The sequence below is a fragment of the Streptomyces sp. NBC_01255 genome, from assembly GCF_036226445.1.
Classification (GTDB): domain Bacteria; phylum Actinomycetota; class Actinomycetes; order Streptomycetales; family Streptomycetaceae; genus Streptomyces.
Window position 1 is genome coordinate 3480583 of the sequence record NZ_CP108474.1, and the last position, 13269, is coordinate 3493851.

10 protein-coding genes are annotated in these 13269 nt (G+C 73.4%); 7 read left to right on the top strand and 3 right to left on the bottom strand.

The features are described from left to right. Window positions 1-19: 19 nt before the first annotated feature. On the bottom strand, window positions 20-913 hold the full coding sequence (locus tag OG357_RS15130; protein ID WP_329621660.1) for a LysR family transcriptional regulator: 894 nt from the start codon (window positions 911-913) through the stop codon (window positions 20-22). Between the two features lie 91 nt (window positions 914-1004). Between OG357_RS15130 and OG357_RS15135 the strand changes: the two genes are divergently transcribed. Together OG357_RS15135 and OG357_RS15140 are read left to right on the top strand one after the other, a co-directional pair. Next, window positions 1005-1703, top strand: coding sequence for an MOSC domain-containing protein (locus OG357_RS15135; RefSeq protein WP_329621661.1), 699 nt, complete (start codon window positions 1005-1007; stop codon window positions 1701-1703). A 28-nt stretch (window positions 1704-1731) separates the two neighbouring features. After that, complete coding sequence (locus tag OG357_RS15140; RefSeq protein ID WP_329621662.1) at window positions 1732-2505, top strand: SDR family NAD(P)-dependent oxidoreductase; 774 nt, start codon at window positions 1732-1734, stop codon at window positions 2503-2505. Here the strand turns inward: OG357_RS15140 and OG357_RS15145 are convergent. Further along, a complete protein-coding gene (locus OG357_RS15145) occupies window positions 2498-4309 on the bottom strand; it encodes a DUF2264 domain-containing protein (RefSeq protein ID WP_329621663.1) in 1812 nt (603 codons plus the stop codon). The genes OG357_RS15140 and OG357_RS15145 overlap by 8 nt on opposite strands. 175 nt (window positions 4310-4484) lie before the next feature. Here OG357_RS15145 and OG357_RS15150 point away from each other — a divergent pair, with 175 nt between their 5' ends. The 5 genes from OG357_RS15150 (at window position 4485) to OG357_RS15170 (ending at window position 9826) form a co-directional block, all read left to right on the top strand. Next, the gene (locus tag OG357_RS15150) at window positions 4485-5615 is read left to right on the top strand and encodes a substrate-binding domain-containing protein (RefSeq protein ID WP_329621664.1); all 1131 of its coding nucleotides are present in this window, start codon (window positions 4485-4487) and stop codon (window positions 5613-5615) included. A 102-nt stretch (window positions 5616-5717) separates the two neighbouring features. After that, window positions 5718-7034 (top strand): ABC transporter substrate-binding protein, encoded by a 1317-nt coding sequence (locus OG357_RS15155; RefSeq protein WP_329621665.1) that lies wholly within the window; start codon window positions 5718-5720, stop codon window positions 7032-7034. A 4-nt stretch (window positions 7035-7038) separates the two neighbouring features. Then, entirely contained in the window at window positions 7039-7938 is a 900-nt protein-coding gene (locus OG357_RS15160) for a carbohydrate ABC transporter permease (RefSeq protein WP_329621666.1), read from the top strand. Then, complete coding sequence (locus OG357_RS15165) at window positions 7935-8789, top strand: carbohydrate ABC transporter permease (protein ID WP_329621667.1); 855 nt, start codon at window positions 7935-7937, stop codon at window positions 8787-8789. The genes OG357_RS15160 and OG357_RS15165 overlap by 4 nt, the downstream gene beginning before the upstream one ends. Before the next feature lie 17 nt (window positions 8790-8806). Then, the gene (locus tag OG357_RS15170; protein ID WP_329621668.1) at window positions 8807-9826 is read left to right on the top strand and encodes a hydroxyacid dehydrogenase; all 1020 of its coding nucleotides are present in this window, start codon (window positions 8807-8809) and stop codon (window positions 9824-9826) included. Here OG357_RS15170 and OG357_RS15175 read toward each other — a convergent pair. Then, on the bottom strand, window positions 9803-13255 hold the full coding sequence (locus OG357_RS15175; protein ID WP_329621669.1) for a hypothetical protein: 3453 nt from the start codon (window positions 13253-13255) through the stop codon (window positions 9803-9805). The genes OG357_RS15170 and OG357_RS15175 overlap by 24 nt on opposite strands. Between the last annotated feature and the right edge of the window lie 14 nt (window positions 13256-13269).

Consider the following 13269-nt stretch of genomic DNA (forward strand, 5'->3'; position numbering starts at 1 on the left):
GCGCGCGTGGCCGTAGTGCCTACGCGCGCGTGGCGGCGCGGGTCAGTTCGGCGAGCGTGGCCGCGACGGCCGGCACCTGAGCCAGGTCCGGCAGGGTCAGGGCCACGATCTCCCGCTCCACGGCGGGCTCAACGGTCACGGTCCGCGCCCCCTTGGGCCGTACGGACTCGATCGCGAGCGCCGGCAGGACGGCGACGCCGAGGCCCGCGCCGACCAGGCCCACCACGGCCGGGTAGTCGTCGGTGGCGAAGTCGATGCGGGGGGTGAAGCCCGCCTCCTCGCAGACGTCCACGAGCTGCCGGCGGCAGCGCGGGCAGCCCGCGATCCAGGACTCGTCCGCGAGCTCCGCGATGCCGACCGACCCGGCCTCGGCGAGCCGGTGCCCCTCGGGCACGAGGCCCACGAGCCGGTCGGCAAGCAGCGGGCGGACAACGAGGTCGTCCCACTCGGCCTGCCCCACCCCGTAACGGAAGGCGAGGGCAACGTCGCAGTCGCCCTCCCGGAGCATCTCGATCGAGCGCGGCGGTTCCGCCTCGACGAGGGAGACCCGGGTGCCGGGGTGCGCGGCGCGCAGCGCGGCGAGCGCGGTGGGGACGAGGGTGGAGCTGCCGCTGGGGAAGGAGACCAGGCGGACGCGGCCGGCCCGGAGTCCGGCGATGGCGGCGACCTCCTCCTCGGCGGCCGTGAGCCCCGCGAGGATGCCGGAGGCGTGGCGGACCAGGACCTCGCCGGCCTGGGTGAGGCGCATCTCGCGGCCCGTACGGATCAGCAGCGGGGTGCCGGCGGAGCTTTCGAGCGCCTTCATCTGCTGGCTGACGGCGGGCTGGGTGCAGCCGAGTTCGCGCGCGGCGGCCGAGAAGGAGCCGGTGGCGGCGACGGCGCGCAGGACGCGGAGATGGCGTGCCTCGATCATGCGGCCAAGCATAAGCGAATCTTGGGCGAAGCAGCGAATTCATAGACGATCCTTTGAGGGCTATCAAGGGATATCCCCGTAAAGTGCCCGCATGACCTTGTTGAGTGTGAACGCGGGCCGTGCCCGGGCGGCGGACTACACGGACGCCGCGTCGGGGCTGACGGCCATCGACAAGCGCCCCGTCGACGGGCCCGTCCGGATCGAGGCCCCCGGGCCGCCCGGTGTCGGGAGGAGCGGGGTGGCCGGGGACACGGTCTGCGACCTGCGGTTCCACGGGGGCGACGACCGGGCCGCGTACGCCTTCGCCCGCGAGGACATGGACCTGTGGGAGCGGGAGCTCGGCCGCGAGCTGGCCAACGGCTCCTTCGGCGAGAACCTCACGACCCGCGGCCTCGACGTGAACGGGGCCCTGATCGGGGAGCGGTGGCGGATCGGCGGGGACGTCGTCCTCGAAGTGACCGGCGGCCGCATCCCGTGCCGGACCTTCGCGGGCTTCGTGGAGGAGAAGGGTTGGGTCAAGCGGTTCACGCAGTCGGCGGCCGGACCCGGGGCGCTGCTGCGGGTGATCGTGCCGGGCGAGGTGCGGGCGGGCGACCCGATCACGGTCGTGCACCGGCCGGACCACGACGTCACCGTTGCGCTCCTGCACCGCGCGGCGACCGTCGAACGGACGCTGCTGCCCGGCACCTTGGCGGCCGCGGAGTGGATGGAGTCGGGGCTGCTCGCGCTCGCGCGTCAGTACGCGGAGAAGTACGGACGGACGGACGGCCGGGCGGACGGCGGGGCGTAGCCGCCGGGCGGGGCACTAACGTGCCGGTATGACGACTGCACTGATTACGGGGGCCACCGCGGGCATCGGGGCCGCCTTCGCACGCAGGCTGGCGGCGGACGGTCACGACGTCGTGCTGGTGGCCCGGGACGTGAAGCGGCTCCGGGAGCAGGCCACCGAACTGCACGACCGGCACGGCATCGAGGCCGAGGTCCTCTCGGCGGACCTGGCCGAGGAGAAGGGCATCGCCGCCGTCGAGGCGCGGCTCTCGGACCCGAAACAGCCGGTCGACATGCTCGTGAACAACGCCGGCTTCGGCAACAAGGGCCGCTTCCTGGAAGTGTCCATGGCCGACGAGTTGAAGATGCTCACCGTGCACTGCGAGGCGGTGCTGCGGCTGACCTCGGCCGCCGCCGCCTCGATGAAGGCGCGCGGCCGCGGCTCGGTGGTGAACGTCGCCTCGGTGGCGGCCTTCGTGCCCCGCGGGACGTACGGGGCGTCGAAGGCCTGGGTCGTGCAGTTCACCCAGGGCGCGGCGCGGGACCTCGCGGGCAGCGGGGTGCGGCTGATGGCGCTCTGCCCCGGCTTCGTCAGGACCGAGTTCCACGAGCGGGCCGGGATGGGGACGGACAACATCCCGGGCTGGATGTGGCTCGACGCGGACAAGCTGGTGACGGCGGCGCTCGGGGACCTGGAGCGGGGGAAGACGCTGTCGATCCCCGACCCCCGCTACAAGGCCCTGATGGGTGTGGTGAAGCTGGCGCCGCGCGGGCTGCTCGGCGGGGTCTCCTCCAAGGCGGGCCGCAAGTACGGCCCTAAGTGACCTTGAGGTCCAGTCGACCGGTGGCGCCGTCCCACCAGGTCACGTGGAGGGTGTGGCCGGTGACCCGGACGTTCGCGAGGGTGGTGACGGGTGCCGGGTCCGGTTCGGCGGTGAGCGAGGCGAGGGCGACGAAGAGGGCGGCCGGGCCGGTCGTCGTGCCGTGGAGGGCGAGCGTGCGGGTCCCGGGACCCTGAAGGGTTTCCCCGGTGGGGAGTTCGGCGGCCGGGGTGTCGTACGGGTAGCCGTGGACCGGGTGGAGCTCGGCGGTCGGCCCGCCGGGGGTGGTGGCCCAGCCCGTCTGCCGCACGGGAGTCCCCTCCGGGGCGCCGAGCACGAGGTGCGCGCGGACCTCGGCGCGGCCATGGGCGAGGGTCGCGGAGAGGACCCGGACGCCGGGCAGCGGACGGTGCACGGAGGCGGCCCAGTCGGGGCCCGTACCGGCCGGGGCGGCGGGGCCGCGGGCGGTGGCACCGCCGTCTTCCGTGAGCAGGGCGAAGTGGTTGTCCGCCGGGGCCGGCCCGGTGCTGGGGCCGGTGCGGGTGGAGTAGGCGTGCCGGGCGTAGCCGGGGTCGTCCGTGCCGGATTCGGCGCTGTGGACGTGGTTGCTGCCGTGGTTGTGGAGGCGTACGAGCCCGTCGGCTGCGGTCGTCTGGGCGAGCAGTCCGGTGGGGGCGAAGGCGCGGACGGTGTCGGCCCGTTCGGCGGGCAGGGCTTCCTCGGGGTCGGTCCAGGCGGGGTGGTCGGCGGGCAGGAGGAGGCCGAGGAAACCCTTGGAGGCCCAGTAGGGGGAGCCGGGTCCCGAGTACTCCTGGACCAGGGGCGCGTGCGGGCCGTGCCAGCCGAGAGTGAGCAGCCCGCGCTCGTCGGTGGCGCCGCGGTCGAGGAAGTACCGCAGGGAGCCGGAGGCGAGGCGGCGGGTCGCGCCGGGAGTGAGCGGGGTGTGCCCGGTGAGGGCGCCGAGCCAGGGCGCGGCGGCCGCGGCGAACCGGTAGATCAGGGAGCGCCCGTACGGGACGGGGGCGCCGTTCGCGTCGAAGAGGTGGACGTAGTCGTCGAGGTGGCGGCGCAGACGGGGGCCGTACCGGTCGAGGAGGGCCCGGTCGCCGCCGAGGTGGGCGTGGAGGACCGGGTAGAAGTGCAGGGCCCAGGCGTTGTAGTGGTCGAAGGCGCGGTTGTCGCCGTCGCTGTACCAGCCGTCGCCGAGGTACCAGTCCTCGATGCGGGCGAGGGAGCGGTCGACGGTGGCGGCGGCCCGGTCGGTCTCGGCGCCGGCGTCCTGGAGGAAGCCGGCGACGGTGAGGCCGAAGAGCCACCAGTTGTTGTCGACGGGGGACGGGCCGAGGGCGGGGCGGAGCCAGTCGACGACACGCCGGCGGGTGCGGTCGTCGAGGCGGTCCCAGAGCCAGGGGCGGGTGAGGCGGAGGCCGAGCGCGACCGAGGCGGATTCGACGACCGCCTGGCGGGTGTCGGCCATCAGGGGCCAGGAGTCGGGGTCGCCGGTACCGGGTCGCGCCGTCCCGGCGGCGAGTCCGTCCGCGTACAGGTCGAGGTGCCCGTGGGGGTCGTCCCCCTGGGCGCCCGCGACACGGAGGGCCGCGAGGAGGAAGGTGCGGGCCCAGCCCTCCAGTCCGTCGGAGCGGGCGCCGGACCAGCTGGGGCGGGGGCCGGGGAGGCCGACGAGGCCGCCGCGGGGGGAGGCGTACGGGCGTACGGCGAGGAGGAGCCGGTCGGCCGTGGTCTCCCAGTGGGCACGGGTCCAGCCGGTGTACGGGCTGAGCTCACGGTTCTCGGGCGGCGTGGGCATGATGCTCCCTGAGGGCTCCCTGGGTGACGTCTGCGTCGCCCGGAATCCTGAACAGGCTTCGATCGAACGTCAAGGGAATCAGAGCGAATGATCGAAACTCCCGTCGTTCGATCATTCGTGGACTAGAGTCGAGAGACCTGGTCCAGGGACCACCACTGCGAGGGGGAACCGCACCGTGCGCGAGAGTGCCGCCGAACGACACGACCGACTACTGGCCCTGGTCCGCGAGCGCGGCACCGCCCGGGTCGCCGAACTGGCCGAGCGGCTCGGCGTCTCCCCCGTCACCGCCCGCCGGGACGTCGAGGCGCTGGCCGGTCAGGGCCTGCTCGACCGGGTGCACGGCCAGGTGTCGTGGCCCCGGGGGCAGGGCGACCCGGGCGCGGGACGCCCCGGCGAGGGCCTGGTCCTCGGCCTGCTCGCCCCCTCCGCCACGTACTACTTCGCCGAGGTCATCCGGGGTGCGCACGAGGCCGCGGCGCGCGCCGGCGCCCGGCTGGTGCTGCGCGTCTCGGACTACCGGCCCGAGGAGGACCGCGCCCGCACGGAGGGCCTGCTCGCGGCGGGCGCCGAGGGCGTCCTCGTCGCACCCGGGTGGCGCGGCCCCGAGGACCGGCTCGCCTACGGGGACTGGCTGGCCGAACTCCCCGTACCGGCCGTGCTCCTGGAGCGCAGGGCGGAGCCCGGCAGCCCGCTCGACGGCCTGGACCGGGTGGTCTCCGACCACGGCCACGGCGTCCTCCTCGCCCTGCGCCACCTGCTCGGACTCGGCCACTCGACGCCGCTGCTCGTGGCCCGCGGGGACTCCCCGACCGCGCTCGCGGTGCGCGCCGGGTACGCCGAGGCGCTGGGGACGCTCGGCCTGAAGGAGCCCCGGCCGGTCATCGAGTCCGTACCGGCCGAGGCGGACCCGGAGGGCTTCGAGCGGGCCGTGCGGGCGCTGTACGAGGCGGTCCGCTCGGGCCTGGCGGGCGCGGCGCTCGTCCACAACGACGTCGACGCGATCGAGATCGTGCAGCGCCTGGCCGAGCTGGGCGTACGGGTGCCGCAGGACCTGGCCCTGATCGCGTACGACGACGAGGTCGCGGCGCTCGCCGACACCCCGCTGACGGCGGTCGCCCCGCCCAAGCGGCAGGTCGGGCGGTACGCCGCGGAGCTGCTCGTGGAGCGGCTCACCGAAGGCGGCGCGGGGTCCGGCGAAGAGGCGGCGCGACGCCATCTGAGCCTGCTGCCGCGGCTGCGGGTGCGGGACTCGTGCGGGGCGGGTCCGGGCAACTCCACGCCGGGGCACTCCGCACGATCGATCTGATCTTTTTTCGATCAATCAATCTTTCGCTCTTGACTTCGGTCATGAACGGTCACAGGATCACGGCCACAACCTCCCAGCCGCCCCGCCCCCAGGAGCCGTGCCGTGACCCGTACTTGGAGCAGAACGTCCCGCGTCATAGCCGGCACCGCCACCGCCCTGGCCGTCCTCACGGCCTGCGGCGGCGGCGGTGACGACACCGCAAGCAAGCCGAACGGCCCCGTGACCCTCACCTTCTGGGGCTGGGCCAAGGGCTCCAAGGACGTCGTGGACGCCTTCAACGCCTCCCACACCGACATCCAGGTGAAGTTCGAGGAGATCCCCTCCGGCACCGCCGGCGGCTACGCCAAGATCTCCAACGCCGTGAAGGCGGGCAACGCCCCCGACCTCGTCTCCATCGAGTACTCCTCGCTCCCGGAGTTCGTGAGCTCCGGCGCCCTCCAGGACATCGGCGGCGAGTTCACCGAGGCCGACCGCGCGAAGCTCCTCCCGCAGACCGTCGAACTCACCACCCTCGGCGGCAAGTCCTGGGCCGTCCCCTTCGACGCCGCCCCGCAGGCCTTCTTCTACCGCAAGGACCTCTTCGCGAAGTACAAGGTCCAGCCCCCCACCACCTGGGACGAGTTCAAGAAGGCCGCCGAGCAGGTCAAGAAGGCCGACGCCAAGGCCCGTATCGCCACCTTCTTCCCCGACGACCCGACGACCTTCGAGGCGATGGCCTGGCAGGCCGGCGCCCAGTGGTTCAAGGCCGAGAACGACACCTGGAAGATCGACACCACCGACCCGGCCACCACCAAGGTCGCCGCCTACTGGCAGGGCCTCCTCGACGCCGGCCTCGTCCACAAGAACGCCTCGTTCAGCCCCGAGTGGACCGGCTCCCTCAAGAACGGCACCACCATCGGCTACCTCGGCGCCTCCTGGGGCGCGGGCGTCCTCAAGGGCACGCTGCCCGAGCAGAGCGGCAAGTGGGCCGTGGCGCCCATGCCCAGCTGGGACGGCAAGCCCGCCAGCGGCATGCTCGGCGGCACCTCCTTCGCCGTGACCAAGGACAGCAAGCAGAAGGCGGCGGCCGTCACCTTCGCCGAGTGGATGTCCACCACCGAGGAGGGCGTGAAGGCCCGCATCGCCTCCGGCACCTCCTCCGCCTTCCCGGCCGCCGCGAGCCTGCGCCCGGTCGCCAAGAAGGCCTTCGACGCGAGCTACTACGGCGGCGAGGACATCTACGCCCTCTTCGAGGCCTCCGGTGCGTCCATCAACCCCAGCTGGGCCTGGGGCCCGACCACCGGCACCACCAACACCACGATCAAGGACCACTTCGGCAAGATCGTCCAGGGCGGCCCGACCATCGCGGAGGCCGTCAAGGCCGGCCACGACGCCACCGTCGCCGAGCTCACCAAGCGCGGCCTGAAGGTCGAGGGCTGACCGCGTGAAGGCCCGCACCCGCGCCGCCGCGATCCTGCTGACCCCGTTCTTCCTCCTGTTCACCGCGGTGATGGTGGTGCCGATCGGCTACGCGGTCTGGCTCAGCCTCTTCACCGAGAAACAGTCCGGACTGGGCTTCGGCGGCGCCGAGACCGTCTTCAGCGGCCTCGACAACTACACGGCGGCGCTGGGTGACCGGGCCTTCCGCGAGGGCTTCGGCGTCCTGCTCGGATACTGCCTGCTCTACATTCCGCTCCTGCTCGTCGGAGCCCTCGGCCTCGCCCTCCTCCTCGACTCGGCCCTCGCCCGCGCCCGCCGCTTCTTCCAGCTCGCGCTCTTCCTGCCGCACGCCGTCCCCGGCATCATCGCCGCCCTGATCTGGGTCTACCTCTACACACCCCAGCTCAGCCCGGTCGTGCGGGCGATGGAGGCGGGAGGCATCGGCTTCGACTTCTTCTCCCCCGAAGGCGCGCTGCCCTCCATCGTCAACATCGCCCTGTGGGAATGGCTCGGCTACAACATGGTCATCTTCTACGCGGCCCTCCAGGCCATCGACCGGTCCGTCCTCGAAGCGGCCACCGTCGACGGGGCCGGCGCCTGGCGCATCGCCTTCTCCATCAAGGTCCCGCTGGTCAAGGCCTCGCTCGCGATGGTCGGCCTCTTCACGATCATCGGCTCGCTCCAGCTCTTCACCGAGCCGCTGATCCTCAACAAGGGCACCGGCTCCGCCGTCACCTCCACCTGGACGCCGAACATGTACGCGTACACCGCGGCCTTCGACCGCAACGACTACGGGCTCGCGGCGGCCGCCTCGGTTCTGCTGGCCCTGACGGCGGCGCTGCTCTCCTTCGCGGTGACACGCCTGACGGGCCGCCGCAAGGCGGGGAAGGAGCGCACGGCATGAGCAAGCCCCGCACCGGCAACACCTGGCTCTCCAAGGCCGCCGTCAACGGCGCCCTCGTCCTCGCCGTCGTCTACATGCTCTTCCCCCTCGTGTGGCTGCTGACCGCCGCCACCAAGGACGCCGGAGGCCTCCTCGCCGGAAACGCCTTCTCCTTCGAGGGCTTCGACCTCGGCGGCAACCTCTCCCGGCTCGCCGAGTACAACGACGGCATCTACTTCCACTGGTACCTGAACAGCCTCCTCTACGCCGGATTCGGCGCCCTCGCCTGCTCGCTCGTCAGCGTCGCCGCCGGATACGCCTTCCACGTCTACGACTTCCGGGGCAAGGAGAAGCTCTTCGGCCTCGTCCTCCTGGGCGTGCTGGTCCCCACCACCGCGCTCGCCCTGCCGATGTACCTCCTCGCCAGCGAGGTCGGCATCGTCAACACCTACTGGGCCGTCCTGATCCCCGTCCTCGTCAACCCCTTCGGCGTCTACCTCTCCCGGGTCTTCTGCGCGGGCTACATCCCCGACGAGGCCCTGGAGGCCGCCCGGATCGACGGGGCCGGCGAGCTGCGCGTCTTCTGGTCCATCGGTCTGCGCATGGTCATGCCCGGCTTCGTGACCGTCTTCCTCTTCCAGTTCACCGCCATCTGGAACAACTTCTTCCTCCCCCTGGTGATGCTCTCGGACCAGAAGCTCTTCCCCCTGAGCCTCGGCCTGTACGCGTGGAACAGCAACGCCCACGGGGAACCCGACTTCTACCCCCTCGTCGTCACCGGATCCCTGCTCGCCGTCGTCCCCCTCGTCGTCGCCTTCGTCTCCCTCCAGCGCCACTGGAAGGCGGGTCTGACCGCCGGCAGCGTCAAGTGAGGAGCACACGTCCCACGATGCACCCCGCCACTGACAACCGCCCCGCCCTCCTCCTCGCGATGGGCCCGGACACCGCGGAACGCCTGCTCACCGACGCCCACCGGCAGCGCCTCGCGGCCCTCACCCGAACCGACCCGCACCTCGTCGCCCACGACCTCACCGCCCCGGACGCGCGGACCGCCGCCGCCCTCGCCGAGGCCGAACTCCTCCTCACCGGCTGGGGCGCCACGCCCCTCACCGCCGGGATCCTCGACCGCGCGCCGCGCCTCCGGGCCGTCGTCCACGCCGCCGGCTCCGTCAAGCACCACATCACCGACGCCTGCTGGGAGCGCGGCCTCCGCGTCACGACGGCCGCCGCCGCGAACGCGCTGCCCGTCGCCGAGTACACGCTCGCCGCGATCCTCTTCGCCGGGAAGCAGGTCCTCCGCTCCGCCCAGCGTTACGCCGAACTCCGCACCGACCACGCCTGGCTGACCGAATCCGCCGCCTGGGGAAACCACCGTCGCACGATCGGCATCGTCGGCGCCTCCCGGATCGGCCGCCGGGTCATCGACCTCCTCCGCCCCTTCGACTTCGAGATCCTCCTGTACGACCCGTACGTGACGACCCCGCCGCCCGGCGTGGAGCTGACCGGCCTCGACGACCTGTGCGCCCGCAGCACCGTCGTCTCGGTCCACGCGCCCCAACTCCCGTCCACGTACCGCATGATCGGCCCGGCCCAACTCGCGGCGATGCCCGACGGCAGCACCCTGATCAACACGGCCCGCGGCTCCCTGATCGACGAGACGGCGCTCCTCCCCCACCTCCTCTCGGGCCGCCTCCACGCGATCCTCGACGTGACCGACCCGGAACTCCCGCCCCCGGACTCCCCGCTCTACACCCTCCCGAACGTCCTGCTCACCCCCCACGTGGCCGGCTCCCTCGGCAACGAACTCCACCGCATGGCGGACCAGGCGATCGAGGAGGTGACGCGGTACGTCCACGGCGAACCCTTCGCGGAGGAGGTACGGGCGTCAGACCTCCAGCGCTCGGCGTAGACGGTCGGCCTCGTCGAGGACGAGGGGGAGGACGCCGGGGTCGCAGTGGAGGACGGCGGGCAGCACGTCCGGCCAGGAGCCGAGGTGCAGGGCGAGGGCGGCACACTCCCGGGCCCGGACCGGGTCGGGGTGGACCCGGGCCAGGTCGGCGTAGACGGCGGCACACCGGAGTCCGGAGAAGTGCAGTCCGGCGAGGAGCCGGGCCGCCTCTTCGTGCGCGCCTTCTCTGACGAGGTCCCCGGCGACGGACAGCAGCAGGCCTTCGGCGTTCCGGGGATCCGTCTCCCGGGCATGGCGGCACGCCTCCTCGTAGTCGCCGAGGACGACGAGGGCCTCGGCGAGGTACTGCGCCTGGGTGGCCGGAGACGATGGCGCCGCTTCCACCCGCGCCAGCCCCACCAGGCGTACCGCCTCCTCGCGTCTCCCCAGGGCGAGCAGCGCGCGCACACGGTCCGGCAGGAAGGTGACGCCGACCCCGCCGGTCCGAAACGTCCCCACCCCCGCGAACCGGTGGGCCGCCTCGTGTGCCCGTCCGTCCCGTGCCATCCCCGCCACCACGATCAAGGACATCAGGTCCTGGTCGTACGAGCTGCCCTCCCGCCCCAGGAGCGCGGCCTGGTCCCACGCCCCCACGTCCGCCAGGCCGCGGACGGCCACCGTCAGGTTCCGCCCGGAGCTCAATCCGCCGTTCCGGGCCAGGCGGACCACCGCGTCGAAGTCGCCCTCCGCCAGGCGGGCCCCGATCACCGTCTCCGTCCAGGGGGCCCAGCCCGCGGCCAGTTCCTCCGCACGGTCCACCTCGCCCACCGCCACCAGAGCGGACACGAACCCGAGAGCTTCGTCCGCCCCGTTGCGTTCGGCCACGGCGAGCAGGGACCGCGCCTCCTCCGTCCTGCCCACCCCCGCCAGCTCCCGCACCACCCCCAGGAGCGCCTCGGCGGACGCTTCGGGACCGGGTGCCCGCAGTGTCCGTTCCGCCGCGACGAGCAACTCCCTCGCCGCTTCCGGGTCGCCCGCGTCGAGGAGCGCGTCCGCGATCCCCACCCTCACCACGGCCCCCTTCCGACCACCGTCGAGCAGGGCCTGCGTCCGCTCCCGGCGGCCCGCGTGGCAGAGCGCCCGCGCGTACGCGGCCAGCAGGTCCGCGTGCCACTCCCCGGCAAGGCGGTCGACGACCGCACCCGCCCCTTCGAGATCGCCCGCGCGCAGCCGCGCCTTCCCGAGCTTGAGCCGCAGCTGCACCGTGGCCAGGGACTCCGACTGCTCCATCACCGCCTCCGCCTCGTCGAGATGCCCGGCCTCGACGAGCCCGTCGGCGACCTGGCGGAGGATCCACTCACCGGTCGCTCCGGGCATCTCGGCGGCGGCCTTCCGGGCCCGGTCCCAGGCACCGGCCTCGGCGTACTCCCTGCCCCACCGGCCGGTCTGCGGCCCCGGAAACTGCTCCCGGGACCAGCGGTCGAGGTGCTCGAACTCGCCCGTGGCGGCCAGCGCCCGCACCGTCTCGAACAGCCAGTGGTCGCTCGGCGCCGCGCCGATGGCCGCCAGCGCCTCGGAGCGGAGCACGTCCGCCCGCTCCTCGTGGCCGGCCGCCCGCAGGGCCCGCGAACCGTCGAGGAGCAGCGCGACCGCTACGTGCGGGTCACGGGCGACCGCCTCGCGCACCAGCTGCTCGGCCTCCCCGGCGCGGTCCGCCGCGGCCAGCGCCCCGGCCACCCGCGCCACGGCCGCGACCCGAAGCAGGAAGTTCCGCTCTTCGGTGAGCGCGACGGCCCGCTCGTACTGTCCGGCCGCGCAGAGCGCGTCGAGGAGGGGCGGCAGCAGACGCCCCCGTTCCATGTCGCTCTCCACGGCGCGCACGCGCCGCTCGGCGCGGTCCAGCTCGCCGAGCGTGAGGAGGGCCGGCACCAGGTATCGCGTCAGCAACTCCTGGTCGGAGCGGTTCCCCTCGGCCAGGACGAGCCCCTCGGCCTCCGTCACCAGCTCGTCGGCGGTCGATCGGTCCCCCGCCTCCAGGAGCCTGCACGCGACCGCGCACAGCCCGTGCACCGTCTCCAGGCGGCCCTCGCTCCGGACGAGGGCCGTCGCCCGGTCGATCCGTCCCGCCGCCGCCCACGCCGCCGCCAGCTCGACCGGGATGTCACCGGCGCGCCGCGTCAGCTCGCCGCGCCGGAACCCGAGCCGCAGCATCGTCGCCACGAGCCCTGCCCGGTCGCCGTGTTCGAGGACCGCCTCGCCCGTCGCCCGGACCTCCGCCAGCGCCTCGGCCACACCACCGGTCTCCTCCTGGAGCCGGTCGTGCCGCACCTCGTCGAGGGCGCAGGCCAGCATCCGGTCCAGGTCTCCGGCCGTCCGCAGCATCGGGAAGTAGCCGTGCAGCAGGTAGTCCGGGGTGCCGTCCGGCCAGCCCCCGGCACGCCATTCCTCCGCCCAGGCGTGCAGCGTCGCCCGCCGCTGACCCAGCACGCGACGGCCCAGCATGTCCCGGGCGCCGACCACCAGTTCCTCGTGCGCGAGGAGGTACGCCTCGCCGCGTACCGCGAACGTCCGCCCCGGCCCCGTGCGCAGCACGTCCTTCACCCGGTACGGGACCTCGCCCGTCAGTTCCGCGAGGTCGTCCGCCGTCAGGCCGCCGCCGGCGGCGGTCAGCAGGCCCAGGAGCTCGTACGGGAGTCCGCCGGCCTCCAGGAGCCGCTTCAGCTCCCGCTCCGCCTCCGCCCGGATCGCCCGCGCCTTCGGGGACGGGGAGAGGATCCGTACGGCCGCGGGGTCCCGGAGCGGGTGGTCGTCCGGGACGTCGGCCGGGAGGGGCGGGTTCAGGCGGCCGGAGACGATCACCCGGAGGTCGTACGGCAGCAGGCTCGCGATCGAGTGGGCGTCCGGGCCCGTCGTCACGCCCCGGTCCTCGTCCAGACCGTCTACGAGGAGGACCAGGCGCTCGCCGCGCGCGGCGCAGGCTGCGGCGGCCGAGGCGTACAGGCGTAACAGGTGGGCCTCGCGGGTGGCGGCCGTCAGGAGCGCTGGGAGGCCTTCCCCCGCCAGTTCCGCCAGCTGCTCCAGGACGACGTCCACGTACGCGGCGACGTCGTTCTGGGCGCCGAGGCGGGCCGTGATGAAGAAGGGGACGATCCGCACCCCTGGGGGTGGGTCGAGGGCGAACCAGGAGAGCAGCGCGGTCTTGCCGGCCCAGGCCTCCGCCCGCCACCAGGCGTACGCGGGGCCGGAGTCGGCCAGGCAGAAGGCCGCGAGCTCGGCGAGTTCGGCTTCGCGGTCGACTAGTTCCGCGGGCGCGATGCGGCGGACCTGCTCCCGGTACGCGGACCGGACCGCCGGCGCTTCCGGTGACCCGATCCGGTTGCCGTCGCCGATCACGACGACGCCCGAACCGTTGGTGACCGTGACCGGCCGTTCTCCCCCTGCCCGCTCCATGCGTCCAACCTAGA